The 26,222-nt window shown below is 47.6% G+C and carries 26 protein-coding genes; 12 read left to right on the forward strand and 14 right to left on the reverse strand.

Translation table 11 applies throughout. From position 1 onward, the window contains the following. Nucleotides 1-54: 54 nt before the first annotated feature. Genes L3C95_RS33655 through L3C95_RS33665 form a run of 3 tightly spaced genes read left to right on the forward strand, consistent with a single transcriptional unit; the run spans nt 55 to nt 2,408 of the window. Nucleotides 55-1,575, forward strand: coding sequence for an FAD-dependent oxidoreductase (locus tag L3C95_RS33655; protein WP_236395060.1), 1,521 nt, complete (start codon nt 55-57; stop codon nt 1,573-1,575). A gap of 57 nt (nt 1,576-1,632) precedes the next feature. Continuing rightward, on the forward strand, nt 1,633-2,136 hold the full coding sequence (locus tag L3C95_RS33660; protein WP_236395061.1) for a CinA family protein: 504 nt from the start codon (nt 1,633-1,635) through the stop codon (nt 2,134-2,136). A gap of 47 nt (nt 2,137-2,183) precedes the next feature. After that, nucleotides 2,184-2,408, forward strand: coding sequence for a hypothetical protein (locus L3C95_RS33665; RefSeq protein WP_236395062.1), 225 nt, complete (start codon nt 2,184-2,186; stop codon nt 2,406-2,408). Between the two features lie 84 nt (nt 2,409-2,492). Here L3C95_RS33665 and L3C95_RS33670 read toward each other — a convergent pair whose 3' ends face one another. Together L3C95_RS33670 and L3C95_RS33675 are read right to left on the reverse strand one after the other, a co-directional pair. After that, entirely contained in the window at nt 2,493-3,032 is a 540-nt protein-coding gene (locus L3C95_RS33670) for a hypothetical protein (protein ID WP_236395063.1), read from the reverse strand. Nucleotides 3,033-3,442: 410 nt separating this feature from the next. Continuing rightward, nucleotides 3,443-3,820 (reverse strand): response regulator, encoded by a 378-nt coding sequence (locus tag L3C95_RS33675; RefSeq protein WP_236395064.1) that lies wholly within the window; start codon nt 3,818-3,820, stop codon nt 3,443-3,445. A 336-nt stretch (nt 3,821-4,156) separates the two neighbouring features. On the opposite strand from L3C95_RS33675, the gene L3C95_RS33680 reads away from it, so the two are divergent. Further along, a complete protein-coding gene (locus L3C95_RS33680; RefSeq protein WP_236395065.1) occupies nt 4,157-4,906 on the forward strand; it encodes a 4'-phosphopantetheinyl transferase family protein in 750 nt (249 codons plus the stop codon). A 186-nt stretch (nt 4,907-5,092) separates the two neighbouring features. Here L3C95_RS33680 and L3C95_RS33685 read toward each other — a convergent pair whose 3' ends face one another. The 4 genes from L3C95_RS33685 to L3C95_RS33700 all read right to left on the reverse strand — a co-directional run bounded on the left by L3C95_RS33685 (nt 5,093) and on the right by L3C95_RS33700 (nt 9,478). Continuing rightward, nucleotides 5,093-6,244 (reverse strand): putative sensor domain DACNV-containing protein, encoded by a 1,152-nt coding sequence (locus tag L3C95_RS33685; protein WP_236395066.1) that lies wholly within the window; start codon nt 6,242-6,244, stop codon nt 5,093-5,095. Between the two features lie 207 nt (nt 6,245-6,451). Next, nucleotides 6,452-7,195 (reverse strand): LytR/AlgR family response regulator transcription factor, encoded by a 744-nt coding sequence (locus tag L3C95_RS33690; protein WP_236395067.1) that lies wholly within the window; start codon nt 7,193-7,195, stop codon nt 6,452-6,454. Beyond that, nucleotides 7,161-9,002 (reverse strand): sensor histidine kinase, encoded by a 1,842-nt coding sequence (locus L3C95_RS33695; RefSeq protein ID WP_236395068.1) that lies wholly within the window; start codon nt 9,000-9,002, stop codon nt 7,161-7,163. The genes L3C95_RS33690 and L3C95_RS33695 overlap by 35 nt, the downstream gene beginning before the upstream one ends. Before the next feature lie 5 nt (nt 9,003-9,007). Then, a complete protein-coding gene (locus L3C95_RS33700; protein WP_236395069.1) occupies nt 9,008-9,478 on the reverse strand; it encodes a hypothetical protein in 471 nt (156 codons plus the stop codon). A 90-nt stretch (nt 9,479-9,568) separates the two neighbouring features. On the opposite strand from L3C95_RS33700, the gene L3C95_RS33705 reads away from it, so the two are divergent. Together L3C95_RS33705 and L3C95_RS33710 are read left to right on the forward strand one after the other, a co-directional pair. Continuing rightward, the gene (locus L3C95_RS33705; protein WP_236395070.1) at nt 9,569-10,486 is read left to right on the forward strand and encodes a DnaJ C-terminal domain-containing protein; all 918 of its coding nucleotides are present in this window, start codon (nt 9,569-9,571) and stop codon (nt 10,484-10,486) included. Between the two features lie 10 nt (nt 10,487-10,496). Then, entirely contained in the window at nt 10,497-10,790 is a 294-nt protein-coding gene (locus L3C95_RS33710; protein WP_236395071.1) for a chaperone modulator CbpM, read from the forward strand. A 566-nt stretch (nt 10,791-11,356) separates the two neighbouring features. On the opposite strand, the gene L3C95_RS33715 is transcribed toward L3C95_RS33710, so the two are convergent. From L3C95_RS33715 to L3C95_RS33725, 3 genes are all read right to left on the reverse strand, one after another. Then, nucleotides 11,357-12,643, reverse strand: coding sequence for a PQQ-dependent sugar dehydrogenase (locus L3C95_RS33715; RefSeq protein ID WP_236395072.1), 1,287 nt, complete (start codon nt 12,641-12,643; stop codon nt 11,357-11,359). Between the two features lie 255 nt (nt 12,644-12,898). Continuing rightward, nucleotides 12,899-13,555: a GDSL-type esterase/lipase family protein gene (locus L3C95_RS33720; RefSeq protein WP_236395073.1), complete on the reverse strand. Its 657-nt coding sequence runs from the start codon at nt 13,553-13,555 to the stop codon at nt 12,899-12,901. Between the two features lie 19 nt (nt 13,556-13,574). Then, entirely contained in the window at nt 13,575-14,087 is a 513-nt protein-coding gene (locus tag L3C95_RS33725) for an alpha-ketoglutarate-dependent dioxygenase AlkB (protein WP_236395074.1), read from the reverse strand. A gap of 131 nt (nt 14,088-14,218) precedes the next feature. Between L3C95_RS33725 and L3C95_RS33730 the strand changes: the two genes are divergently transcribed. Continuing rightward, a complete protein-coding gene (locus tag L3C95_RS33730) occupies nt 14,219-15,556 on the forward strand; it encodes an NAD(P)/FAD-dependent oxidoreductase (protein ID WP_236395075.1) in 1,338 nt (445 codons plus the stop codon). On the opposite strand, the gene L3C95_RS33735 is transcribed toward L3C95_RS33730, so the two are convergent. The 3 genes from L3C95_RS33735 to L3C95_RS33745 are packed head-to-tail and all read right to left on the reverse strand — an operon-like array spanning nt 15,540 to nt 18,639. Further along, complete coding sequence (locus L3C95_RS33735) at nt 15,540-16,712, reverse strand: DUF5009 domain-containing protein (protein WP_236395076.1); 1,173 nt, start codon at nt 16,710-16,712, stop codon at nt 15,540-15,542. The two genes, L3C95_RS33730 and L3C95_RS33735, sit on opposite strands and share 17 nt — an antisense overlap. A 1-nt stretch (nt 16,713) precedes the next feature. Beyond that, a complete protein-coding gene (gene treF, locus L3C95_RS33740; RefSeq protein WP_236395077.1) occupies nt 16,714-18,330 on the reverse strand; it encodes an alpha,alpha-trehalase TreF in 1,617 nt (538 codons plus the stop codon). A 39-nt stretch (nt 18,331-18,369) separates the two neighbouring features. Next, nucleotides 18,370-18,639: a hypothetical protein gene (locus tag L3C95_RS33745; RefSeq protein WP_236395078.1), complete on the reverse strand. Its 270-nt coding sequence runs from the start codon at nt 18,637-18,639 to the stop codon at nt 18,370-18,372. A gap of 127 nt (nt 18,640-18,766) precedes the next feature. Here L3C95_RS33745 and L3C95_RS33750 point away from each other — a divergent pair, with 127 nt between their 5' ends. The 4 genes from L3C95_RS33750 (at nt 18,767) to L3C95_RS33765 (ending at nt 22,007) form a co-directional block, all read left to right on the forward strand. Then, nucleotides 18,767-19,864, forward strand: coding sequence for a DNA alkylation repair protein (locus L3C95_RS33750; protein ID WP_236395079.1), 1,098 nt, complete (start codon nt 18,767-18,769; stop codon nt 19,862-19,864). A gap of 113 nt (nt 19,865-19,977) precedes the next feature. Continuing rightward, nucleotides 19,978-20,739: a DUF899 domain-containing protein gene (locus L3C95_RS33755; protein ID WP_236395080.1), complete on the forward strand. Its 762-nt coding sequence runs from the start codon at nt 19,978-19,980 to the stop codon at nt 20,737-20,739. A gap of 10 nt (nt 20,740-20,749) precedes the next feature. Further along, nucleotides 20,750-21,205 (forward strand): hypothetical protein, encoded by a 456-nt coding sequence (locus L3C95_RS33760; RefSeq protein WP_236395081.1) that lies wholly within the window; start codon nt 20,750-20,752, stop codon nt 21,203-21,205. A 163-nt stretch (nt 21,206-21,368) separates the two neighbouring features. Beyond that, on the forward strand, nt 21,369-22,007 hold the full coding sequence (locus L3C95_RS33765; protein ID WP_236395082.1) for a hypothetical protein: 639 nt from the start codon (nt 21,369-21,371) through the stop codon (nt 22,005-22,007). A gap of 83 nt (nt 22,008-22,090) precedes the next feature. On the opposite strand, the gene L3C95_RS33770 is transcribed toward L3C95_RS33765, so the two are convergent. Both L3C95_RS33770 and L3C95_RS33775 read right to left on the reverse strand, forming a co-directional pair. Then, a complete protein-coding gene (locus L3C95_RS33770) occupies nt 22,091-23,800 on the reverse strand; it encodes a GMC oxidoreductase (RefSeq protein ID WP_236395083.1) in 1,710 nt (569 codons plus the stop codon). Between the two features lie 14 nt (nt 23,801-23,814). Beyond that, nucleotides 23,815-24,366, reverse strand: a complete 552-nt coding sequence (locus L3C95_RS33775) for a gluconate 2-dehydrogenase subunit 3 family protein (RefSeq protein WP_236395084.1) — start codon at nt 24,364-24,366, stop codon at nt 23,815-23,817. Nucleotides 24,367-24,498: 132 nt separating this feature from the next. Between L3C95_RS33775 and L3C95_RS33780 the strand changes: the two genes are divergently transcribed. Continuing rightward, complete coding sequence (locus L3C95_RS33780) at nt 24,499-26,148, forward strand: carboxylesterase/lipase family protein (RefSeq protein WP_236395085.1); 1,650 nt, start codon at nt 24,499-24,501, stop codon at nt 26,146-26,148. Nucleotides 26,149-26,222 lie beyond the last annotated feature (74 nt).

Consider the following 26,222-nt stretch of genomic DNA (forward strand, 5'->3'; position numbering starts at 1 on the left):
CTATTGTACAGGCATGTTAATTGATTCATTTACAGCGAACCAAACTGCAATATCATGATACAGAGAGATGGCGCACTTACCAGTCTATGGCAGGGAAACATAGCTCCCTATATTGTTACTAACAGACCCGATAAGAATGTTGTGTATGACGTAATCATTGTCGGTGGTGGCATTACCGGTATCAGTACTGCCCTCTTGCTGCAGGAAGCCGGGAAACAATGCCTGGTACTCGAAGCTGCCGAGATGGGTTATGGTACCACGGGAGGTACGACTGCACACCTGAACACATTGCTGGATACGCCTTATTACGTGATTGAGCAGAACTTTGGGGAAGAAAATGCGGCACATGTAGCAGGCGCAACTGCTGCCGCTATCAATCTTGTAAGGAATAATGTGCAACGTTTTAACATAGATTGTGGATTTAAAGAAGCCGATGCGTATCTTTTTGCACAGGATGAAAAACAGGAAAAGGAACTCGAGAAGATCCGGGAAACTTCTGCAAAGGCTGGATTGGATATTTCCTATGCACAGCAGATACCTGTGAGTGTTCCTTTTACGAAAGCAGTGAGAGTAACAGGACAGGCAAAGTTTAGTCCGCTGGAGTATGTGCATGGCATCGCGAAGGCATTTGAGGCTGCCGGTGGCGTCATTATGCAGCAGTGTAAAGTGATCGATACAGATAAAGGAAGCACGCTGAAAGTACAGACCAATGCAGGTGTGTTCTCTGCGGTTGATCTTATTTACGCAACCCATATTCCTCCGGGCATTAATCTGCTGCATCTGCGTTGTGCGCCCTACAGAAGTTATGCTATGGCTGTAACACTGGAAGATGAGGCCTATCCCGAAGACCTGAGTTATGATATGTATGATCCTTATCATTACTATCGTACGCAGGTTGTAAAAGGCGAAACATATCTCATTGTGGGTGGTGAAGACCACAAGACAGGCCATGAAACGAATACAGAAAAATGCCTGCTGACATTAGAAAGTCATGTCAGGAAATATTTCAAAGTGAAAGAAGTTGCTTACAGGTGGTCCTCTCAATATTTCGAACCTGCGGATGGATTGCCCTACATCGGTTATCTGCCTGGTTCGGAAGATCATATTTATGTAGCATCCGGTTACGGCGGTAATGGTATGACCTATAGCTCCGTTGCGGCTTTGCTGCTCAAACAGATCATCCTCGGAGAGAAACCTGCATTAGAGAAACTGTTCGATCCTAACAGGATAAAACCGGTGGCCGGGTTCACCAACTTCGTTACACACAATACAGATGTTATCAAGCAATTTTTTGGTAAGATGTTCTCTGCTGAAGAGATCAGTCAGCTGACGGAGCTGGCCCCGGGTGAGGGAAAGCTGGTGGAATATCATGATCGGAAAATAGCGCTGTATAAAAGTGAGGAAGGACAGCTGTATGCGCTTAACCCAAGCTGTGCGCATATGAAGTGTGATGTTAAATGGAACCAGGCAGAGAAATCGTGGGATTGCCCCTGCCATGGCGCCAGGTACAATTATGACGGGAAAGTGATGACAGGTCCTGCAGATACAGACCTGGAAGGTCTGGCATTGAGCTGAGCAGACATAGATAGTGTGTTTGATAATGGTTTTAGTAAGTAAATGAAATGATAGCATATGATTGATCACGGTTATGATCTTGAGATAATAAACAATATTGCTGATGTACTGATGCCTAAATATGAAACACTGGCTGTGGCAGAAAGCGTAACTGCCGGACAGTTGCAGGTAGCCTTCTCCCTTGCGGAGGGCGCTACACAGTTCTTTCAGGGTGGTATTACCGCTTACAACATCGGACAAAAATCAAAACACCTGCAGATTGATCCTATCCATGCGGGCAACTATAATTGTGTATCGGAAAAAGTGACCGACCAGATGGCGGCACACGTGGTATCGCTGTTTGCGGCAGACTGGGGCATTGCCATTACCGGTTATGCTTCCCCCGTACCCGAAGAGCACATTCATGATTTGTTTGCCCACTACACCATCTATTACAGGAATAAATGCGTGAAACATGAACGTATTACGGCTCCTCACAATGATGTGCTTACCGTCAGAACACATTTTACGAATGCGGTATTGCGCAAGTTTTATGATGCCTGCCGGACGATCGGTATCTGATATGGAGGTGGAATAATCTTTGCCGCCTTTTCCTAAAAATGCGTCTTATGGAAAGATTGTCCCTCGAGAAAGAAACAGTACATGTTGACTATACAGGGGAAGGTATTCCCGAGTCAGTGAAAAATTTCCGTCCTTCCGTATTCAGGGACGGAGATAATTATTATTGCATCCTGGGTAGCGATAAAGAGACCGCCGTATGTGGAAGTGGCGCAACGGTGGAAGAGGCATTCCTTGAATGGGATCACGCTTACCAGGATAAAACGAAAAGATAATACCATCGATGAGAAAATGTAATAAAAATGGCCATTCCGTATAAACAGAATGGCCATTTTTATCTACTGAAATTATTGAGATTATCAGGGAGTTCCTTCTGTAATATTATCATTACTATCGCTGCCTCTACTGTAGGTATTGTTCTCTTCGTCTTCTGCTCCTATGTCTTCATTCTCATCATCCAGCTCAGCACCAGGCACATCCAGATCGGCGCCGGATGTTTCCTCACCAAAGCTTCCTTCATTTAACGGGTCACCATCATCGTCAGTACTATCCAGTGAGGCTCTTCTGAGTCTGTCGGCATCTTCTTCGCCGGGTGTTACATTAGCACTGTTTTCAAGGTCCTGCCGTTCTTCATCCGTAACATCTGATTCATTGTCTATATTCTCTTCATCATCTTCGTCATCCAGGATGCCTTTCCCTTCTTCGTCATCCGAAGATATTGTAGTATCCGCCAGCTCTCCAAGTGGTGGCACGTGTATGTGTTCCTGGCCCGGGATGTCTGACACATCGGGTAGTGTCATTTCAGTTTCTTCCCGCTGCATCTTCTTTTCATCCTGCGGACTGTCCTGTATATCCTGATTCTCTTCGCTACTTTTTATACGTGTGAATGCTTTTTCCATATCATTATTTTTTAATTTTTATTGCCCTGGTCTCTGGTTTTCCGGTTGGCTTGAAAGACCAGATAGACCACAACGATAATAACGACGAACAACAGCGCAATTAGCACTACCATATATTTGCTTTACTATAAGTATTACAAATAATCTGCCATGCCGGCAGCGTTCAGTCTGCCGGAAAAGTATGTTGCCTGGGGGCTGTTTTCATGATATGGGTATTCCCCCTCCCTGATGGGCAGCGGGTTGAAATTATCTCCTGATATCCTGCGGACACAACAAAATATCTGAGGATGAACAGCCTCTTATGGAGATAGTCTGGGAATATTTATGCACAACTTTCCGGACTTACATAGCGCTGTAAGTAAGATGGTGTGCTGTATTCCTGAAGGTTTTTATTAGTGACTCAGTGCGGATCAGACCTGCGCGAAAAGATGTTGCAGTTCTTTTACGAGATCATAAACGGAGGTTGGTTTCTGTATACAACGGAAAGCCCCTCTGTTCATGGCTTCCTGTTGAAGGAAGGTGTCAATGCAGGTGGAGTACATAATGACAGGGATGTGTTGTAGTTCTTTTTTCTTTTTAATCTCTTCGAGGCAGGCAAGACCATTATGCCCTGGCATATTATAGTCAAGGAAAATAAGATCTGGCCGCGCAAAACGTAATACACCGTAGGCCATTTCGGCCCCTTCCGCCCAATCACAGGTACTATCACTTCCCGCCATCTCCACCGCCTCATTCAGAATTTCTATTTCATCGGCGTCGTCATCAATAAGCAGTATGGACCTAACCATAGAGAAAAAATTAAAGCAGTGAGACAATGCAATTTCAAGGGATAAATTGTTATCCGTTGCTTCTCGTATAATAGTTGTTTGTTTTCGTATAGGGGCAACCGCATTCCCGGTGGATGAAAGGAAAGAAATAATGCAAGCACTATTGTATGAGACCTGATAACAGCAATCAACGCTTAATGGTTACAACCGTTGTGTAAATAAATATAAGAACTATTTACCGACAAGCCAAAAGAAACATGAGCAAGATCATATTTTAATCGTTTACAACTCAACTTTTTACATCAAATAATTCAAAAAACCAATGTACCTTCCTGACAGATCGAAAAATGTAACTTAATGATGTTGATCCACCGAGGTAAATTCACGTTAAAGCGGGAACATAGTATACATACTGCCGGATTTTGCATCCTGCACAGCTCCCCGGATCAGTTGATCCAACAGCTTCACCTGTTACATCCGGAAGAACGGTCTTATTATGATACCTTAAAATTCGATAAGCGACGGGAAAGTTATCTTTTAGGCCGGATCTCTGCCAAAAAAGCGATTGGCGCCTTGTCTTCCTTTGAAGATCTGGCCAGGGTCGCCATTGAAGCGGGCGTCTTCCAGTTTCCGGTAGTTAAATACGCCACTACCCACAACCTGCAGGTCAGTATTACACATTGCGACGGGCTTGGCATTGCCCTTTCTTACCCGGAGGTACATCCGCTGGGTATAGATCTGGAACGCACAGATAAAGCGAATACAACAGCCATTAAGGAACAACTGACGGCGCATGAGCTGGCGCTGACCACTACTGTGCCGCTACCGGGTGATGTAACCTGTACCATGGTCTGGACAATGAAGGAAGCCCTGTCCAAAATACTGCGTACAGGGCTGACCATGGACCTCAAAGTGCTGGAGGTCCAATCACTGGAAAAAGATGGGGACCTATACACCAGCCATTTTACCCATCTCATTCAATATAAGGCCATTTCCTGCCATGCCGGCGCCTATATTTGCTCCATTGTAGTGCCTGGTAAAACCAGCCCTGATCTGGAAGAATTCTGGCGGTTTTTCCGCGAAACAGCATCGCGTGCAGGTGAATGAGGCTATAAGAACAACGGCCGCGCCAGAGGCGGGCCGATTGCTGTGAATAATGTCATTATGCCGATTGTGGAGAATGAACCTCATAAAGTACGTTTAAACATGCCGTATACCCGACGTATACCCGACGTATCCATGCCTTTAGGTTGGACCTGGAAACGCCTTTTATGTCATTATATCTGTTGTGGTTTACAGCAACAGCGTATCAATTCTGTGGGCTTGTACCAGCTGTACCTGTTCCGACCAGGAAAAGACGGTAAAATAACCATCCTGGGAAGCTACCAATGCAATAGCATCCCGTTGATCATGAACGAATTGTGCGGCAGAGAGGTGTCTGGTGCCCCCTATTGCGGATGGATGCATCAGCTCGGGCGTTCCCCCAATGACAGGTTCTATCATCACGACACGGTCGACCCCCCTGGAAGACCAGGCCGCCCGAGTGATCTTTGCCCCGAAGGTCAGCAGTTCATGACGGTCATTGATAACAGTAGCGCCATCTACAGCGGTGAGGCCGGTGATATTGTCTACTTCCCGGCGCATAGCGTTCTGCCAGTATATTTCGGTCACTTTAGTACCGTCCTGGCGGATAAGATCTGCCACACCTGTAAAAGCGGGAGAAATGGGATATGTCAGCGGGTGTACAATAGATTCCTTCCATTTGTCAGTACCCGACGGTACCAGCAGCAGGATGCCCCCTCTTTTATGCGCCCGCATGGATACCGCTATCTGGATCAGGACATTCACCGGGTCATTCCACATAGCGGAAGAGGTGAGTCCCAGCAGGGAAGTCAGAATGTCGGGACTGTCTGGCAGCAATCCGCAGGATTCATCGACGATCTTTACCTGGTCGCCTTTCAGCACCGCTACGTTGGCAAACTTACCCAATCCAATGCTGCGGCGGTGTTTGACTACCAGCAATCCTGGCTCAGAGACATCCAGCACAAAGCAGAAATTGGGCAGTTTAAGGGTGGTACCCCATATATACAGTTGTTCCCCTTCATACCAGATGCCTACATGCACACCGGCCCGTTCTACACCGGGCGCCAGTTTAGTGAGTACACGTACGTCGAAGGGGAGTTTTTGTGCAAATTTCAGTGGTTTCCCTGCCTGGCAGGGATTGAGGAATGCGAGGGAAATGCGGGTGGGAACCCCCTCTTCTCTCCGCAGACTGGCCCAGAAGGCCACATCGAGCATTTTCTCAATAAATTTAGCCTGCGGCACGGTGGCAAGGTCTTCTTCCCCACTCACAGCAGCAATGGCCAGGTGTTTGGAAAAATGAGTTTCTATCTGGTCAGCCACCTTCACGGCAGCCTGATAAGTCGAGTCTAGTGTCAAATCCATAGCTATACAATACAAATTAGAGCCGGCCCAAAATTAACCTTTTATTCTATGCCCCAAAACATACCACTTATTCCCTTCATATGCCTTTTTATGACATTTCAATCAATCTGCGTAAGGATAATCGGGATCTTAGAGTTCCTCTTTAAGCCAGGATATGGTTATGGTCAATGAGAAGGAGTGCCAGCCCCAGGTGCTCCTTTCTCTTTTTTATTTGAAGATCTTAAAAGCCTGGAGGAATTCATCGATATAACGGCGGCTGAAGAAAAGGGTCTCTCCGTCCCTGAAAAAGATTTCGTTATTAATAACGTTAATCTTGACCACTTCCCTGACGTTCACAATATAGTTCCTGTGCACCCGGCAGAACTGCATGGCGGGTAGCTGGACCTGTAAGTCCTTGAGCGACTGCTGGATCACGAATTTCTCTGTATGGCAAACCACCTTGCTGTATTTCCCATCCACTTCTATGTACCTGATATCGTCAATGGCGATCCTTTGCAGCAGGTTACCCTTTTTAATGAACAGGGTATCAGAGGCCTGCGGTATGGCCTGTGCAGGAGGCGCCACAGTTTCCTGTTTGAACTTTGAAATGGCCAGCTCGATCGCATATTGTAACTCCAGCGGGTTATAAGGCTTGAGCAGATAATTGTAAGGTGATGTGAATTTGGCCAGGCGGAAGGTGGTATTATCGTTTGCGCTGGTCAGGAAGATAAAGGGACGTTTTTGTTCCCGGTGTTCGTTGATGGTTTCGGCAAAGAGGATCCCATCCGGCTTATCGCCCAGGTAAATGTCAATCAGGCAAATGTCCGGGAGCTCTTCATCATATGCAGCCACCGCATCTGCCAAAGCAGTGGTGATCCTGATGTCAGTACAGCCCAGCTGGCGTAAAAAACTTTCCAGGAAGTCCGCTTCGGCGGGACTATCTTCCAGGATGAGTACTTTCAGTTCCTTCATAATGTTTATTAGCAGGCAGACAGACTACAATAGTGGTGCCGGCGCCAACACTGCCGGTAATACGTAATGCACCTCCGTTCTTTTCTGTCATAGCCTTAACCAGCCATAGTCCCAGTCCGGTACTCCTGCTGCCCGCTGTATCTTGTTGTATGCGTTTTGTATCCCGTTTGTAAATAGCCTGTATGATCTTTTCATCCATGCCAATACCCGTATCCTGCACGGTTATTTCACAGCCATTGCCGTTGGTCTGTCCGGAAATAGTGATGGTACCGCTGGGATGCGTGTATTTGATCGCGTTATCGATGATATTTCTGAAGATGATCTTGACAGTATTCAGATCTGCCAGAAAGGTCATTCCTGCCGGCACTTCGTTGATGATAGTGATCCTTTTCAGGGCAGCGCCTGCATTGAAATCGTATACCACCTGTGCAATGACCCTGTTTGCATCATGCGGTTCCGGATGCAGGCTTAACTGGCCTGTCTGGCCCAGAGACCAGTACAGCAGGTTGTTTAAAAGCGCGTAGGTATTGTCGGAGATCTTTTCAATATTCTCTGACAATGCCGTCGCTTCCCTGATCTTGTTGCGGGCAAGGGTATCTTTCAGATAGGACAGGTTAATCTTAAGGTGATTTACGGGAGAACGCAGATCGTGCGCCACAATAGAGAAGAGCTGGTCTTTCGTTTCATTGAGCAGTTCCAGCTTGTCATTCTGTTCGGCAATGATGCGGTTTCGCTTCTGTGTTTGCCGGTAGGCAAAAAATATCAGGCCGGCACAGGACAGGAAGAACAGGGAAAGGACAAAAAAAGTATTCCGCTGCCATCTTCTTCTTGTCAATTCTGCTGCACGGAGTTTATTCTCCTGCCGCAGTAACTGCAATTTATATTCCTGCTGTTGTATAGCGATCTTCTTTTCCTGTTCCGCCAGTTCCCATATTTTATCGCGGTTGGCAATCTGCGCTTCCAGCTGCTCGTATTCCTTTCTGTATGCCAGTGCAGATTGAAAATGCCCTGTGCGTTCTTCGACGATAGCGAAGTTGAGGTACACCTTACTGCGGATCTTCAGATCACTGGCTTTCTTCGCCAGCGCCAGCGCCCGCTGCAGGTAGCTCCATGCTTCCTTCTGCCGTACCTGCTGATCGTACAGCAGTGCAGTGTTCAGGAATGAGTTCACCAGTGCAGTGGTATCTTTCAGTTCTGCGGCAATGGCGATACTTTTCTCGAATTTCTCCTCTGCCTCTTTGAAACGCGCCATATGGAGCAGGCATACGCCTGTATTGTTCAGGATCTTCCTTGCAACGACGGGTTCATACAGATGGAAAAAACGCTGTTGTATCAGATTAAAATATGCGAGGGACGTGTTGAACTGTCGCTGTTCCAGGTAGATCTCCCCGATATTGGGATAGATATTAGCCTGAATATTGATATCAAGCGCAGGAACGGCTGTTAGTTTCAGGTATTCCGAGAGCGCTTCTTTATAGAAGTCCTTATAGTAAAGGATCTTGGCCTTCAGGAACTTTACGGTGAGTGTACGCGGCGCGAGGGAATTGCTATCGGTGATAGCGGTAATAGTAGACGCGTATTTAAATCCATCATCCAGGTTGCCACTATCGAGGGCAGCATGGCATTGATGAAAATAACGGGACACCACGCTGTCCTGACCCGCCGGCAGCTGATTACACACATTACATTGCTGTGTGATCAACTGCCGTACAGCGACAGGCAGATTAATTTTCTGTGCAGACACCCTGTTGAGTGCACTACAGCATAAGAATAAAATAAGCAGCGGGTAACATGGGAATCTTAACATGCGGATCAGGTCTTCTCAACGCTGGTAACGGTACCATTTGTTGTTTCAGGATCACCAATTACATAACGTACACGGATAGCTGGCATTTCGCGGCCTTCCACACAGTAACGGAATTTGATCTCCCACAGGGAATAGGCATAAATTTCAGGATGGCCTGCCGGATTGTCATAGATAATATTAATATCTCTGACTTCCATAGGTCCATTCCAGATCTCGATCACGCCACAGTCAGAAATGTTCTCATCCAGGTGTACGTTCCTGGCATGATCCGGCAGGTACATGTGAAGGTTCACATCGTAACAGTCCTGGAAGTCGCCGGACTTACGCAATGAAACCAGTGGCTCCTTGGATGACAGTTGTCCCATCAAACCTGATGCAAGTAACCTGATGCTTTGTGTTTTGATCTTTGCTTTAGATGACTCTGTAGCCCGAAAAGTGCCGGTAGCACTTCCGGCATTTGGTTGTTGTGTGTCCAAGGGATAAGGGTTTAAGTACCAAATATAAATAAATTATTATAATGAGAGATGGCAAAGATTTTGTGCAGTAGGCACATATACACTATACATATGGCTTTTATAGATTATTACAAGGTACTTGGAGTAGATAAAAAAGCCTCCCAGGATGATATTAAGAAAGCGTACAGGAAGCTTGCCAGGAAACACCATCCCGACATGAACCCAAACGATAAGGAGGCGCAGATTAAGTTTCAGCAGATCAACGAGGCCAACGAGGTATTGAGCGACCCGGAGAAACGCAAGAAATACGATGCATACGGAGAGCACTGGCAGCATGCAGACCAGTATGAGAAGGCTAAACAGCAACAGGGCGCCGGCTTTGGCGGTCAGCAGGGATATGGCGGTTTTGGCGGACAGGGTTTCGGTGAACAGGACTTCGGTGACTTTTCCGAGGGACAGTTCTCCGACTTCTTTGAATCCCTCTTCGGCAACCGTACCGGTGGCAGCCGGCGTAAGTTCCGTGGTCAGGATTATAATGCGGAGTTACATATCAGTCTGCGGGATGCTTACATTACCCATCAGCATACGCTGAGCGTAAATGACAAGCAACTGCGGATCACGATACCGGCGGGTATTGCCAACGGACAGGTTATCAAACTGAAAGGACATGGCGCACCCGGAGGGAACGGAGGGCCGAACGGAGATCTGTACATTACTTTTGTGATAGCAGAAGATCCCGTTTTTAAAAGGGTGGACAACGACCTCTATATGAATGTGGACCTGGATCTTTATACCGCCATACTGGGAGGAGATGTGACCATCGATACCCTAAGCGGCAAGATCAAACTAAAGGTGAAACCCGAAACCCAGAATGGCACAAAGGCACGACTAAAAGGCAAAGGATTTCCCGTATATAAACAGGAAAATGTGTTCGGAGACCTGATCATCACGTATTCCATATTGCTTCCAACCAATCTGACCGAAGCACAGAAAGAACTATTCAGGCAACTGGCAGCATCATCACATTAAACTATCCGTTATGCAAACAGCAATGATAGCTATTACCCAATATTGCAGCATACATGAAATTGAGACCGACTTTATTAACTCACTGGCAGACGAAGGACTAATAGCCATTACCGTTATAGAAGGCGACCGTTTCATATCAGAGGAACAGCTGCAGGACCTGGAGCTGTATACCCGCTGGTATAGCGAGATGGGGATCAATACGGCCGGTATTGAAGTGATCAAACATTTACTTGACAAGATCAGGCATATGCAGTCTGAGATAGCAACGCTCAGAGAACGGCTGCATTTGTATGAAGCATACTGAGATGATTTTTGCAGGCCTGATGAGGCATTTCATCAGGCCTGTTTATTTTAAACCCCGGTAAATTATCGACCATGAATAAATTTTTCAGAGCGCTTATTGCTTTTTGGGGAGCTAAAAAATTCGGAGGCGGGTGCCTTGGGACGATTGTGTTGTTTATTATTATTTATTGGGCCCTGGGGCATTGTAATTGACGATCCGGGGTTATCACCCCGCGATGACGGACACCCGGGGTTGCCCCCCCACGACGAACAACACGGGGTTATCACCCCGCGATGACGAACACCCGGGGTTGAAACCCCACGACGAACAACACGGGGTTATCACCCCGCGATGACGAACACCCGGGGTTGAAACCCCACGACGAACAACACGGGGTTATCACCCCGCGATGACGGACACCCGGGGTTGAAACCCCCACGACGAACGATACGGCATTATCACCCCGCGATGACGAACACCCGGGGTTGAAACCCCGCGCTACAAACGCCGCGGCTCCTAAAGGAGCCGATTGACGTTTTGTTAGATACGTTGTTTGAAATCGGAGATTGTTGAATGATGGTTACTTATTATTGTTTGTATGCGGTTTTGGTTGTACCATAAGAGATCTTCCAAACGCGGTTTGTTTTATCGTCGGTAATGAACATGTCGCCGGTGTTGGAAACGATGATACCTACTGGTCTTCCACGCACTTCTCCCGCTACACTATCTTTCATAAATCCTGTCAGGAAATCTTCTGCTTCTCCGGCAGGCTTGCCGTTTTTGAAGGGAACGAATACCACTTTATAACCAGAGAGGGGTTTGCGGTTCCAGGAACCATGCTGGGTAATAAACGCCCCATTATGATATTTTTCCGGAAAGCTGTTTTTTGTATAAAAGGCCAGCCCTAAAGAGGCGGTATGTGATTTTAGATCATAGTCGGGTACAATGGCTTTTTCTACCAGTCCTTCGGGAGCATTGGGCACCCTGGGATCCCGGTGCTGTCCCCAGTAGCTGTAAGGCCATCCATAAAAAGCGCCTTCTTTGACACCTGTCAGGTAGTCGGGTACCAGGTCGTTGCCCAGTGCATCACGTTCGTTGACCACTGTCCAGAGGGTATTGGTACCGGGCGCCCAATCCATGCCTACCGGGTTTCTTAATCCGGATGCATATACCCGCATATCACTACCATCGGGATTCATTTCGAGAATATTGGCCCTTAATACCTCTTTATCCATGCCTTTCTCCCCGTGGTCTGTACCGCAACCCACCGCTACATAGAATTTTGTTTTATCCTTATTGGCAATGATATGACGCGTCCAGTGCTGGTTGACCTTACCATTGCTGAAAGTGGCTATTTTCTCTCCTTTTACATCAATACTGGTGGCGCCCTCCGTATATGGGAAGCGCACCAAACCGTCGGTATTGGCCACATAAAACTGGTTACCTACCAGCAACATCCCAAAGGGCTGGTGCAGGCCTTTGAGGAACACTGTCCTCGTTTCAGGAACACCATCATGATCGGCATCTCTCAGCAGGGTGATGCGGTCGGCGCTCTTCTTTGTACTGTTGGATTTGCTTGCCCCGATCAGCACAGCGCCGATCTTTTTGAAAAAGCCGAAGTGCGAGTTTGATTCCGCTACCAGCAGGTCTCCATTGGGCAGTTCATATAACCAACGCGGATTCCTGAAGTCATCAGCATACAGGGTGACTTCAAAGCCCGGAGGAGCGATTGGTTTCGTGCCATCGTCCCAACCATCCACATCACTGAAATTCGTATAAGACTTTGTTGCATGAGGAGGCGGCAATTTCGGCTGCTGTGCATATAACACCCATGAATAAACAAGGAGCAAAAACAGCGGAAACATCTTTTTCATAACAGTAGGTTTATTACGAAAAAGATGTTGCAAAACACATGCCCCTGGAAAGGATACAGGCTGAGGCCGATGTTATCTGCGCAATAGATGCGGCCTATCGCTTTCTTACAGATGTTACAGATGTTGCAAGCTGGGTATTCTATCATGCCACAGATGCCGGCTTAACACCTTCTCCGGAGGGCGCAATCCCCTGCAATCTATCTGGCAACAGATATGGACTTAGCGTCTCTCTCCGATGGCTTAGCCCCGTGCATTCTATCGGCGCAACAAATGCGGATTTACCGCTTTCTTCCAGATGGCATAACCCTGGGCATTCATGTGCAGCATATCTCCCACAAACAGTTCTTTTCTGGGCTGGCCGTTCTTGTCGAGCATGAGTTGAAATATATCTACGAAAATGATGTTAGATTGTTTGGCAATGTAAGTGCGAATGAGGTTATTCGCCTGCCTTGCAACAGGCAGGAACTCTACTCTGCTGGGACTTGGCTTTATCGAAATATATACAATGGGAATATTGGGCAGTTTACTTCTGATAGTAGCATACAGGTTTTTAAACCTGTTAAAGATCGTATCTGCATTTACGCCTTTTTCTACCAGGTCATTTTCTCCCACATAAAGTACTATCTGACGTGGGTTATAGGGAAAAATGATCTGATTTGCATAGCGGACAATATCGTTTGTTACCGCACCTCCTACGCCTCTGTTCATTACCACATAGTTGCTGAACGTCCTTTCCAGGTCATCCCATTTGCGGATGGAGGAGCTGCCGGTGAACAGTATCGGATTCGCCGGAGGCGCATACATCTTATCCCATTTCAGGATGGTATTGATATCATCCTGGTAACGCTGGGCGTGAATGGAGGAAATGCTAACGAAAAGGATCAGTACTAAAAAGCTTAACAGTTTCTTCATAAACATGGTATAATGATGATTATTTGATTGCACGAAAGGTAAGACTCATTCTTCCATTGTTTATATCCGATGCGGGGATCGCATGCAGCCATTCATCCTGTACCTCCTGTGTCATATAGATCAGCGAGCCTGCAGGCAAAGGAAAATCACTCTGTTCTGATGGGTCTTTGATATTTTTAAACCGGAGCGTTCTTGTTTCGCCGACAGAGACAATCGCGATGCCCGTACCTTGCTCAAGGATATCCGTCTGATCTGCATGAAAACCCATTTTCGATTTTCCATCCAGGTAATAGTTTATAAGACAATTATTGGGCGTAAAACCAAGCGTATCGCTTATCCGCATTACAATAGCTTCCAGTTCAGGGCTGAAAGCCTGAAAAGGATAATTCATCTGCGAATAATTGTAAGCGACGCCAAAACTGGCGGTTTTACGGGCAAGCATTCTTTCATCCCATAAAACATTCTCTCTCAATGAACTAAACAATCCTTCGGGGTCGGGTATAAAATCGGGTATAAATGTAATTCCATTCATAGTGTCGCAAAAATAGACAATCTCTTCAAAGATATACCGCTGAAATCGCGTCTGGCAGGGATGATTATATCATGTAAGCCGGATTGACTATATTTACATACCAGATTTACACACCAGGAAATAAGTTTACAATGGAAAGCGCAGAAACACAAGGACAAGCAATTAAGGTAGTGATCATCGGCGGAGGATTTGCAGGCATTAATCTGGCCCAACGGTTGCAACACGACAAACGTTACCAGATCACATTGGTAGATAAGAATAACTATAACTTCTTCCCGCCACTGATCTATCAGCTGGCAACGGGATTTCTGGAAACTTCAAGCATCTGTTACCCTTTTCGTAAACTGTTCCGGGATAAACCCAATCTCCGATTCCATATGGGAGAATTCCAACGGGTAGACCCGGCAGCACATATCTGTTACCTGAACAATGGCGAAATACAGTATGATTACCTGGTTTTTGCCACAGGTACCGAAACAAATTATTTCGGCAACGAAAACATCAGGAAACACGCTATTCCGATGAAGAACGTGAATGATGCACTGGAAATGCGGAATACACTTCTAAAGCGACTGGAAATAGCCTGTATCACCAAGGATCCCGTAGAACGGAGGAAGCTCACCACCATCGTCATTGCGGGTGGCGGCCCTACCGGCGTGGAAGTATCGGGCATGCTGGCGGAATTACGTCAGTATGTAGTGAGAAAGGATTATCCGGAACTGCATGGACACGGAGGGGAGATCTACCTGGTAAACGGAGGTGAAAGCCTGCTCGAACCGATGACTAAAAAGTCGCAGCAACATACTTATAATGCTTTGCGTAAGCTGGGCGTGAAGATCAAGCTGAAAACCAGGGTGAAAGACTTTGTGGACGACCAGGTGATCCTGAACAACGGCGACACCATTCAAACCAAAACCCTGATCTGGGCCGCCGGGGTAACCGCGCGACTGATGGACGGCATCCCTGTGGCAAGCACCGGAGCGGGCAGAAGAATGATGACAGACGCCTACAACAGGGTGATCGGTGTGGACGATATCTTCGCTATTGGCGATACCTGTATACAGACAACAGATAAAAACTTCCCTGAAGGGCATCCTCAGCTGGCGCAGGTAGCCTTACAGCAGGGTAAACTGCTTGCTGATAACTTCTCTGCAATGGCGAGTAATAAACCGCTAAAACCATTCAGTTACGTAGATAAGGGCACTATGGCTATCATAGGTCGCAATAATGCAGTGGCAGACATCCCCAAGCCTAAACTGCACTTCAATGGCTTTATAGCCTGGGCGATGTGGCTGTTCATTCACGTCATGGCGCTCATCAATTACCGTAACAAACTGAAGACCATGTACAACTGGACCGTGGCCTACTTTACAAGAGACCAGGCCCTGCGTATGATCATTAAACCGATCCCGCCACAGCCAGACGTGAAGCCGGCTGAAATGGCGGCAGCAGTTAAATCTTCAGTCTGATCCTTTTCTTTTCCATCCAGCCCACCAGCAGTATCACCAGGAAAGCAATGGCGATGGAACGGAGCAGCCCTCCGGTTCCCTCACTCAGCACTGTTGGGTACCTGAACCCTGCCAGCAACATGAGAGAATAGAGCAGATAAGGGATCAGGTAGCAGGTCAGCGTGCTGGTACCTGCCGGACGGATCCATTTAAACCAGTTCATCTTCCCTTTTACGTCTACCAGCCAGATCATTGCGGTAAACAGTAATATACTGATGCCCGAACAGATCAGTACCCAGGCCGGCGTAGCCCGGATCTTGGAAATACCCGCGGTGTAAGGACGTAATATAAAAGCAGCCACTATTGCCAGCACTCCCAGGCTTATGAATACGGCCCAGAGGGAGCCTAACTTTTCTTTTTTGTCCAGTAATGTATACAATGAGGAGATCACCGCTCCTGCCATGATCAGCGATTCGGAGGCTGCATTGTTTATAACCGGAATACTGAAGTGCAGCAACCCGGCATGGGTCAGTATGTTTATCAGCAGGAAAATGCCTAAAATGGCGGTTATAGCCCCAAAATTCCCTTTTACCAGCAGGTAGAGGGTGGCACAAACCAGGTAAGCCCAGCCAATGATGCCCAGGATGCCCCACCAGGAAGGCTGCATCCAATGCGGCGCTTCTACCGGCCCGCCTTTGTATAAAGCGGCCATAGCTGCCAGCAATACAATACCAGCGCCTATCAGCGTATATCTTTTTCTTTTCTCCATTTCAGGAGGATAGTCCAGCCATACCAGGAAGAAACCGGCAGTGATGAGCAGCTCCCATATCGGGTATGGTAAGTATGCCGCCGGACTGTAACTTTCCAGGTTCACATGGAAAAAGCCCATAACGATCAGCGCCAGTGAACGCACCAGGATATGCATCTCGGTGCTGATAAAAGACTTCTGCTGACTGATACGTTTTCCAATGGCAAAGGGAATAGAAAGGCCGACAATAAACAGAAAGGCGGGGAAGACCGTATCGGCAAATCCTAACCCGTCTTCCTGGGCTTGTACATGTTCAATCCAGGCAGGAATATTTTTCACACCGCTGACATCATTTACAAAGATCATGGTCAGCATAGTAAGTGCGCGAAAGGCATCGATGGATAAAAGGCGTTGTGATGGTTTAAGCATGCTATAAGGTATCAATATTTTTTACAATATTCAATATCCCTTCCTGTTGCATGTGTAATATTTTCAACAGCACTCCGTTCGTCCATCCAAAACCGTCCTGGTTGGGATACTCTCCTCCCCCTCCAGGCAGCGATGTGTCTTTCACGTTATACTTCTCCAGCAACTTACCTGTCTGTTTAAACACCCGGATATTCTGGTGCGCCCAGCGGCCGGCGATATCTGATGCGAGGGAGTCGTTCTTATAGGTAAGCAGGCCGGATATCGTCATCCAATGCAGGGGCGCCCAGCCATTGGGGGCATCCCATTGCTCACCCGTTTCTACCGGTGTAGATACCAGTCCTCCGGGATACAGGAACTGTTGCCTTAACACAATAGCAGCGCTATCGGCCTGTCCCTGACGGGCAATTCCAAAAAACAGAGGGTACATCCCTCCCAGGTGCAGTATGGGTGTTCTGGCTCCCTTTTTAAAGTCGTAGTCCCTGAAAAAGCCCGTCTTCGGGTCCCAGCAGAAGCGCATAATAGCATCCCGGCGAACCGCTGCGGCGGATTCATACTGCAGGGCTTTGACGGTGTTGCCTTTCATACTGTAAGCATCACCCAGGGTCATTTCCAGGTTATATAACAGGCAATTGAGGTCTACCGGAATAATATCGGTGATGTGGATAGAGCCCAGTGTTTTCCCGTCTGCCAGCCAGCGGCTGCTGAAGTCCCAGCCTGATTCCGCGCAGGTGCGCAGTTCCTGGTAGACCTGTTCTACGGGCTGCCGGCGGGAAGCTTTGGCGGTATTGATATCTTCCGTCCACGCTTCTTCTCTGGGCCAGTTCCCCCTGTCATAATAGCGATTCAGGGTGGTCCCGTCCTGCAGCACTACCAGGTGTTCGCCGGTTTTACCATCGGCAGGTTGCTTCATCCAGAACTGGTATTCTTTTTCCAGGGCGTCCAGGTAGGTAGTGAGCAGCTCCTGTTTGCGGTCTTCCTTTGCGGAGATCAGCAATTGCAGCATCAGGGCGAAATAAGGCGGCTGCGAGCGTGTAAGGTAGTAAGTACGGTTGCCGTTAGGGATAAAGCCATAGGTACGGATCAGGAAAGCAAAGTTCTTTATCATACTCTCTATGAGGTCTGTACGACCGCTTTCTTTCAGTCCCAGCATAGTGAAATAGCTGTCCCAGTAATACACCTCACGGAAACGGCCCCCCGGTACAACGTATGGCGCGGGCAGGCTGATAAGCGAGCCCCAGGTATTGGCGGAGTCGGGGTCGCGTTTTAAGACCTTCCAGAGGGATTCAATATGTGCAATCACGTCCTGACCCGTATCGGAGGTATAATGTGTTGCTGCGGCTGTGGGTACATTGAAATGATTGTGTACGAAGCCGGCCAGGCTAAAGCCGGCGGCACTCTGTTCTTTCGCATAATATTGAAGGATCTTTGCAGGAGACGCCTGAGGTGCACAGTCCGCGAAAGTTTTACTGTCCGGAAAAACGTGAGCGGATTGGACGGCCTCAAACAATCCTGGGAATTCCTGCCGGGGAGAACGTTCTTTGACCAGCGGCGGCTGTTGCTGTTTACAGGCTATGCCGCATGCCATTACAATGGCAATGAACAAGAGTTTTCCATTCATACGTTACGTGGTTTCTATATTTATAAAGGCAATGCCTGTTTACCGGTTAATACGGTTCAGCAATATGGCGAAAGATCGCATATTTTCGCGGGTTGCGTTAGCATCATTTTCAGATTGCTCAAATAATTGCCGCAGGTCTTCCATCTGGCCCATCAATGCAGGCGATATAAAACTATATTTTCTCAGGATGTTGATCGCTTCATCTACCTGTGGCTTCGCATAACTATATATCCTAAAGGTGTAGGGAGGGTCGAGAAAATAGGATTTGATCTCTGCAAGGCGGATGATATCCGGATTACTTATTTTCATAATTACCACTTTTCAGACGAAACAAAGTACAAAGTTACGCTATTACCGGGGGATACGGACAAATTAATCTCTATCCTTCCTTCGGTGTACAATACTTACTTTTGCTGCTCGTGTAAAATACCTTACTATGAGCAGCTTGCTGAAAGACATTTATTCTCCTGCCTTTTATAACGGTTTCGCCGATATACTTATCAAAACAGTGCCCTCATTTAATAAAAAACGGTTCATAGAGAAGATCTACCAGGAAGGCTTTGAGGAGAAGGAGCTGAAAGAGCGGATGAAACATACAACGGCTGTTCTGCACGAATTCCTGCCTATTGATTATCCCCAGGCTATTCTGTTGATTGAAAAGACCATCAATGCTCTCAGAAAGGCCGGATATGGAGAAGCCCTGGAGTTTATCTTTTTCCCGGATTACATCGCCACCTATGGGCTGGAACACTATGAAAAGTCTGTAAAGGCGCTGGAATTTGTGACCCAGTTCATCACCTGTGAGTTTGCTGTACGTCCCTTCATCCTGCAATATGGTGACCGCATGTTGCAGCAGATGCTGGCCTGGTCTTTACATAAAAGCGAGAAGGTGAGACGTCTGGCCAGTGAAGGCAGCCGTCCGCGCCTGCCCTGGGCCATGGCAATCCCTTTTCTGAAAAAAGATCCTGCGCCGATATTACCCATTCTGGAAAACCTCAAACAGGACCCTTCTGAGTCGGTAAGACGCAGTGTGGCAAACAGCCTGAATGACATCGCCAAAGACAATCCGGCCGTTGTTATTGCTATTGCAGCCAAATGGAAAGGTATCAGCAAGGAAACGGATGCTATTATCAAACATGGCAGCCGTACCTTATTAAAGCAAGGCAGTAAGGAGATGTTGCAGCATTATGGACTGGACAGTACACACGTTGCTTTCAGCGACTTTAAAATACTCACGCCAAAGGTCAGGACAGGCGACAGCCTCGAATTCTCTTTTGCCATCAGGAACAAGGATGCGCAGCCGCAAACGATCCGGCTGGAATACGGCGTGCATTACCTGAAGCAGAATGGGACCCTATCCAAAAAGGTATTTAAGATCAGTGAAAAGACCTATGCTCCGGGCGAGCAGGTAAAGATCTCCAGAAAACAGTCCTTCCGGCTCATCACTACCCGGGTATTTTATCCGGGCAAACACCAGCTGTCTGTCATCATCAATGGAGAAGAATATCCGGCCAAAGCTTTCGAACTGATATAAGGGAAGTAATCAAGACGGCAATTTGTCTCAACTCCCCCCCTATTATGGCAATAATGCCCTGCCATTCTTTGCGCATACATTTGGACATTTGTAGTACACTAAACCTCAAAGACATGAAAGAATATATTGCTGATCAAGCCGCTACACTTGACCACCCGGTAGTGTCCCAGCAGGAATGGCTAGAGGCCCGCAAAAAGCTGATGCAGAAAGAGAAGGAGCTGACCCACCTGAAGGACGATCTGACCCGCCTGCGCATGCAGCTTCCCTGGGTAAAAGTGGAGAAGAATTATATTTTCCAGGGCCTTGACCGGGAATACACTTTGTCGGACCTTTTTGATGGCCGCAGCCAACTGATCGTACAACACTTCATGCTGGGGCCGGACTGGAAAGAAGGATGTCCCGGCTGTTCCTTCCTGGCCGATCACGTAGATGGAGCGCTGGTTCACCTGATGAATCACGATGTATCTTATGTAGCCATCTCACGTGGTACCATGGCAGATATTGAGCCTTTCCGCAAACGTATGGGCTGGGGTTTCAAATGGGTATCCTCCAACAAAAATGACTTCAACTACGACTTCCACGTTTCCGCTACACCGGAAGACATCGCCAACAATGAAATGATATATAATTATGAAAAAATACCTGTAACAGAAAAAGAATTACCTGGCTTCAGTGTGTTCTACAAAGATGAGAACGGAGATATTTTTCATACTTATTCCACTTATGCAAGAGGAGCGGACATCCTGCTCAACACCTACAATTTCCTGGAGCTGACACCGAAAGGACGTAATGAAGAAGACACCATGGATTGGGTAAAACATCACGATAAATATCAAACCAAGGCGCCCGAAGCACACAGCTGCTGCAGCCATTAACCTTGATATCATGCGTACATTTAATTGTTGCAGGGGACATGCTGAAAAGACAGTTCCCTGCAATGTTCCTGCACACGTATCCGCATCTGTTGAAGAAGCGAAAAGTGAGAAGGGGGCGTCAATAACAGATGTATCTGCCAACAAGCCAGCGGGTTCCTTCAGACGGGCTATCCGCTTCATTAAACCCATACTGCCTGCCTTTCTCCTGGCGCTTGTACCCAAATGTCCTTTCTGTCTTGCGGCGTATGTTGCACTAGGCACAGGCATTGGTCTGTCAGTAGCCAGTGCGAAGTTTCTACACATCTCCCTGTTATGCGCAGGTGTGATACCATTGTCACTGTTTGCTGCTAAACATATCGGGACATATTTCTTCCCTGTTCAGTTTGCGGGTTGGAAACCACAGCAGCAGCTGTTTATCGGCATGACGGGTATCCTGATCGGCAGTAGTATTTTATTGCTGTTCTGAGTTGATTATAATCTACAGACAGGCAAGCCCCATAAAGCAGGTGCCCGCATATCAAGCTTGAAAAGGTTCCTATCCCGCTGCATACCTCCTGAGCGACGGTTAGTCAGCGGGAGATTTTGCGACTGCAGAATAATTGATATCTTAGCCCTGACAAAAACGACCTATGAGATATATCCTACTGTTTGCCGGAGTGCTGCTTTTTTGTAACTGTCGGACCTCCCAAACGATCTCCCGCAATACCAATTCACCCGATACACTGATACGCTTTAACGCCTGGGGACTGCCGTATTTTAAAACAAAGGGAATAACAGACTCGGTTAACCGTAAATGGGGTTTCTATGAGGACTATGTGATCGGATGTGGTGTTCTCCAGACCCAGATAGACAGTCTCACACGCGATAATGAAATAGCCGCACGCCCGCTTGTGGCGAAGTATGGCAAAAACTGGCATAAGAAATACGAAAGGGATCTGAGCCTGGCGTTTGCGACACCTGCGCAGATCATTCAACCCCTTCACTTTAGTGAGGAAATCACTAAAAAACGGGATGAACTACAATTAGTGGGAGACACGCTTTTTTATCACTTTAAACAGGGAAAGGCAGCTGGTACTTACAAGGTGGACGTGGTGGGATGGCAACGCCAGGGAAATGAGAAAAGATGGGTATCGTACTACAAGTATTACTTGAGTCACAAGACAATCGAGCCTAAGCTGCTCAGTAATAAAATAAGAACTGACCCAGCGTATCTTCACAATAACGTTTATTTCTTAGAGAAGCCGGAGGAAGTATATCCAAAAAACTAATGCATGCGATATCCAGCTATTATCACAGCAAATAAAAAAGCCTTCCCGCATCAACAGGAAGGCTTTTTACTATAAATACATTTTTATATCTCCCCTTTCTTCAACTGTGCAACCGCATAATCCACTGCCCTGGCAGTTAACGCCATATAGGTCAGTGAGGGGTTCTGTGTTGAAGTGGATGTCATACACGCACCATCCGTTACAAATACATTATTCACGGCGTGCATCTGGTTCCATTTATTGAGGATGGATGTTTTTGGATCTTTACCCATGCGTGCACCGCCCATTTCATGAATGTCCAATCCAGGGGCCTGCTTTGAGTCCTCTGTACGGATGTTGGTAAAACCAGCTTTGGTATACATTTCAGTCATCTGCTCGTAGAAGTCTTTCAACATCTTTTCGTCGTTGTCATCATAGCCGATGTTGACATGTATAACAGGCACTCCCCATTCGTCTTTCTTCGTTTTATCGAGGGTGAGCTGGCTGGCTTCCTTAGGAATGGTTTCTCCCATCATGTGAGAACCTACCCACCAGTTACCCATTTCCTGGTTGAACAGCTGATCTTTCAGTGTCTGACCAAAACCATCGGTCTTGTTCCAGGTACGCCTGCCGGTACTGAAACCTGCAGCGTAACCACGCAGGAAGTCTGTTTCCTGTTTTGCCACGTTACGGAAGCGTGGAATGTAAGCACTGGTCGGGCTGCGGCCTTCAGTTGTCTTATCAAGCATACCATCATAGTCGGCAGAAATACGGCCACGATAGTTATGGAAAGCAAAATATTTACCCAGCACTCCGCTGTCATTACCCAATCCGTTCGGGAAACGGCTGGAAGTAGAGTTCAGCAGGATCAGGTTTGTATTGATAGCAGCAGCGTTGACAAAGATGACCTTTGCATAGTACTCGGTCGTTTCTTTTGTCTGTGTGTCTACTACGCGCACACCTGTTGCCTTTCCTTTCTGTTCGTCATAGATGATAGAGTCTACCACTGAGAATGGACGCAGTGTCAGGTTGCCCGTCTTTTCTGCCCAGGGCAGCGTAGACGAGTTGCTGCTGAAATAACCGCCGAACGGACATCCGCGCTGGCAGAGATTTCTTTTCTGGCATTGTACCCTACCCTGCTGGATATGAATAGGCTGAGGTTCTGTCAGATGAGCGCAACGACCATATATTACGTGACGGTCCTTGTAGTTCTTTGCCACGAAACCTTTGAAATATTCTTCAACGGCCGTCATCTCCAGTGGTGGCAGGAATTCGCCGTCAGGGAGGTTGGCAATACCGTCTTTATTTCCTGAGATACCTACAAATTTCTCTACATAGCTGTACCATGGAGCAATATCAGCATAGCGGATAGGCCAGTCTACCGCAAAACCGTCCCTTGCCGGGCCTTCAAAATCGAAATCGCTCCAGCGTTGGGTCTGTCTTGCCCACAGGAGCGATTTACCCCCCACCTGGTATCCACGGATCCAGTCGAAGGGTTTATCCTGTTCGTAAGGATGTTCCTTATCTTTTACAAAGAAGTGCATCGCATCTTCCTTAAAAGCATAGCAACGGCTTACAACAGGTGCTTCATCCTGTATAGCCTGTGGTATTTGCCCCCTGTGAGGAAATTCCCAGGGATATTTATTGGTAGTAGGATAATCTTTGAGATGTTTTACGTCGCGGCCCCTTTCCAGTACCAGTGTCTTTAAACCTTTCTCTGTAAATTCCTTTGCTGCCCATCCTCCACTGATACCAGACCCGATAACAATAGCATCGAATGTGTGGTCCTGAGCCCCCTTATTAATATTCGCCATACTGATTTATAAAATTAAGCAGTCTTTTTGCTGGTTGATTTAACCGGCACGCTTCCATGGAAACGTCCGGGTACCAGCTCGTACACCTGTACTTTAGTTAGATAAAATTCGGAAGTCGTATATCCGTAAATGGTGAGTTGTTTTGCGGTGTGGTAAAATGCAGCAGCAGCGTCTTTGCTGGCATCCGCAGCTTCCAGTTCTTTCAGGAGCGCTGCTCTTTCGGCTGAACTGCTCTTTTCAAAAGAATGACCATTCTTTTTCTGGCACAGGTCTGAAAATGCTTTCATACCGGTAAGGAATTTCTGCTGATCTTCTTTTTTCATGCAATCGTCCACCATGGTGAGGGCAAATAAATGCGCCTTCACGTCCTTTGCACCTGGTGTAGAGGTGGTCGGGATCAATGTATCTGCCAGCGCTGCCAGCATATTCTCTCCTTCAGCATCTACTGCAATATTTTTCAATGAGATAGAAGCGGGAGACGGTTTCCGCAAACAGGAAGGCAATAATGCCAGACCTGCGGATACTACTAAGACCTGTTTTAACGCGGTTCGTCTATTTACTAGCATGGATCGGTGTTTACTAAAACAAGGCGATAAGGTATAGGTTAAATTTAATATTTCCAAGCCAATTGTTTGATAATTTTCGATGTAGTATCTTCAGCCGACCTCCTTTATGTCAATTATATCAATATGCATGTTATGAAATTATACTGTTTGTCGCTCATCCTGTTCAGTCAGCTGGCCTGGCTGCCAGGCAATTGTCAGGTCCGGACCGGTTCCTCCTCTCCTGTTGTTAAAACTGAAAATGGCCGTGTGCAAGGCACTACGACCAGTCCGGCCGGGATCTATGTGTATAGGGGCATCCCTTATGCGCAACCGCCAGTAGGGCCGCTGCGCTGGAAAGCGCCACAACCTGTGCATGCCTGGGACACCGTCCTGAAGGCCGATCGTTTTGGCCCCAGGGCTATGCAGGGGAATATTTTCGGCGATATGAACTTCCGCTCCAATGGTATGAGTGAAGACTGTTTATACCTGAACATCTGGGCGCCTGCCCAGCCCTCCCAACAAAAGCGGCCGGTGCTGGTCTATTTTTATGGTGGCGGCATGGTAGCGGGAGATGGTTCAGAAGGCCGTTATGACGGCGAAAGCATGGCCCGCAAAGGGATTGTGACGCTGACGGTGAATTACCGACTCGGGGTATTTGGCCTCCTGGCCCATCCGGACCTGTCAAAAGAAGCGCCCTACCACGCCTCCGGCAATTACACACTGCTGGACCAGCAAGCCGCCCTGGCATGGGTGAAGAAGAATATTGCCGCCTTCGGCGGCGATCCTGAGCGGGTAACCATTGCCGGCGAATCAGCCGGTTCTATTTCTGTATCAGCCCTGATGGCCTCTCCCCTGTCCAAAGACCTCATCAATGGGGCTATCGGCGAAAGCGGCGCAATGATCTTCCCTACCATGCCGCCGGCCAGTAAGGAAGATGCCGAAAAGAACGGCGTAGCTTTCGCTACTGCGATAGGAGCCAGCTCGCTGGAAGCCCTGAGGGCCATTCCTGCCGAGGAATTATTGAAAAGAGCCTCCGGACCGGGTATGCCGCCATTATCAACAAATGTGGACGGTTATGTGCTGCCTAAAAAGCCGGCAGAGATCTTTGCGGCTGGCGAACAGGCACATGTGCCGCTGCTGGTAGGCTGGAATTCCGCTGAACTGCCATATAGGGCTTTGCTCTGGAAAGATGACCCTACTCCGGAGAACTATGCCAGAAAGATCAAAGAACTATATCCACAGGATGCGGAGGAAGTACTGCGCCTCTATCCGGGGAACACTAAAGAAGAGGTCATTGCCTCTGCCACAGACCTGGTCAGCGACCGGTTCATTGTATATAGTACCTGGAAATGGGCGGTACTGCATGCAGGCACCAGTCAGCAACCGGTGTACCGTTACATCTTCTCCAGGAGCCGTCCGCCAATGACGCCTAAAATGGGTAATGCACAGCCGGGGCTGGCGGGAGGTGTGATCAGAACAAGCGCTTCTCAGGCTGCTAAACCTACACCGGCAGAAACATTCAAAGGAGCGCCTCATGCCGCGGAGATAGAATATGCTTTGGGCAATCTGCGCCACAACGAGGTCTATGCCTGGACCAAAGAAGACTACCAGGTGTCTAATACGATGCTGAATTACTTTGCGAACTTTATTAAAACCGGCAATCCGAATGGCAGTTCTCTTCCAAGATGGGAAGCAGATGCTGCTACAGGTTCCCGGTACATGAATATAGATCTGCGGTCTTCCCTTCAACAGGAAAAGCATGCAGACAGGTACCTGTTCCTTGATAAAGCATATAAACAATAATACATCCCGGGAGCTGTTACTACTATCGCTGTAACGGCTCCCGGGCTTCTTCTGACTGTGCCAATGGCCTGGTT

It is taken from the genome of Chitinophaga filiformis (assembly GCF_021646545.1).
In the GTDB taxonomy this organism is placed as follows: Bacteria; Bacteroidota; Bacteroidia; order Chitinophagales; family Chitinophagaceae; genus Chitinophaga; species Chitinophaga filiformis_A.

Coding starts and splice junctions, on each gene's coding strand:
- L3C95_RS33655 (WP_236395060.1), top strand. CDS start 55: ATGATACAGAGAGATGGCGCACTTACCAGTCTATGGCAGGGAAACATA.
- L3C95_RS33660 (WP_236395061.1), top strand. CDS start 1,633: ATGATTGATCACGGTTATGATCTTGAGATAATAAACAATATTGCTGAT.
- L3C95_RS33665 (WP_236395062.1), top strand. CDS start 2,184: ATGGAAAGATTGTCCCTCGAGAAAGAAACAGTACATGTTGACTATACA.
- L3C95_RS33670 (WP_236395063.1), bottom strand. CDS start 3,032: ATGGAAAAAGCATTCACACGTATAAAAAGTAGCGAAGAGAATCAGGAT.
- L3C95_RS33675 (WP_236395064.1), bottom strand. CDS start 3,820: ATGGTTAGGTCCATACTGCTTATTGATGACGACGCCGATGAAATAGAA.
- L3C95_RS33680 (WP_236395065.1), top strand. CDS start 4,157: ATGATGTTGATCCACCGAGGTAAATTCACGTTAAAGCGGGAACATAGT.
- L3C95_RS33685 (WP_236395066.1), bottom strand. CDS start 6,244: ATGGATTTGACACTAGACTCGACTTATCAGGCTGCCGTGAAGGTGGCT.
- L3C95_RS33690 (WP_236395067.1), bottom strand. CDS start 7,195: ATGAAGGAACTGAAAGTACTCATCCTGGAAGATAGTCCCGCCGAAGCG.
- L3C95_RS33695 (WP_236395068.1), bottom strand. CDS start 9,002: ATGTTAAGATTCCCATGTTACCCGCTGCTTATTTTATTCTTATGCTGT.
- L3C95_RS33705 (WP_236395070.1), top strand. CDS start 9,569: ATGGCTTTTATAGATTATTACAAGGTACTTGGAGTAGATAAAAAAGCC.
- L3C95_RS33710 (WP_236395071.1), top strand. CDS start 10,497: ATGCAAACAGCAATGATAGCTATTACCCAATATTGCAGCATACATGAA.
- L3C95_RS33715 (WP_236395072.1), bottom strand. CDS start 12,643: ATGAAAAAGATGTTTCCGCTGTTTTTGCTCCTTGTTTATTCATGGGTG.
- L3C95_RS33720 (WP_236395073.1), bottom strand. CDS start 13,555: ATGAAGAAACTGTTAAGCTTTTTAGTACTGATCCTTTTCGTTAGCATT.
- L3C95_RS33725 (WP_236395074.1), bottom strand. CDS start 14,087: ATGAATGGAATTACATTTATACCCGATTTTATACCCGACCCCGAAGGA.
- L3C95_RS33730 (WP_236395075.1), top strand. CDS start 14,219: ATGGAAAGCGCAGAAACACAAGGACAAGCAATTAAGGTAGTGATCATC.
- L3C95_RS33735 (WP_236395076.1), bottom strand. CDS start 16,712: ATGCTTAAACCATCACAACGCCTTTTATCCATCGATGCCTTTCGCGCA.
- treF (WP_236395077.1), bottom strand. CDS start 18,330: ATGAATGGAAAACTCTTGTTCATTGCCATTGTAATGGCATGCGGCATA.
- L3C95_RS33745 (WP_236395078.1), bottom strand. CDS start 18,639: ATGAAAATAAGTAATCCGGATATCATCCGCCTTGCAGAGATCAAATCC.
- L3C95_RS33750 (WP_236395079.1), top strand. CDS start 18,767: ATGAGCAGCTTGCTGAAAGACATTTATTCTCCTGCCTTTTATAACGGT.
- L3C95_RS33755 (WP_236395080.1), top strand. CDS start 19,978: ATGAAAGAATATATTGCTGATCAAGCCGCTACACTTGACCACCCGGTA.
- L3C95_RS33760 (WP_236395081.1), top strand. CDS start 20,750: ATGCGTACATTTAATTGTTGCAGGGGACATGCTGAAAAGACAGTTCCC.
- L3C95_RS33765 (WP_236395082.1), top strand. CDS start 21,369: ATGAGATATATCCTACTGTTTGCCGGAGTGCTGCTTTTTTGTAACTGT.
- L3C95_RS33770 (WP_236395083.1), bottom strand. CDS start 23,800: ATGGCGAATATTAATAAGGGGGCTCAGGACCACACATTCGATGCTATT.
- L3C95_RS33775 (WP_236395084.1), bottom strand. CDS start 24,366: ATGCTAGTAAATAGACGAACCGCGTTAAAACAGGTCTTAGTAGTATCC.
- L3C95_RS33780 (WP_236395085.1), top strand. CDS start 24,499: ATGAAATTATACTGTTTGTCGCTCATCCTGTTCAGTCAGCTGGCCTGG.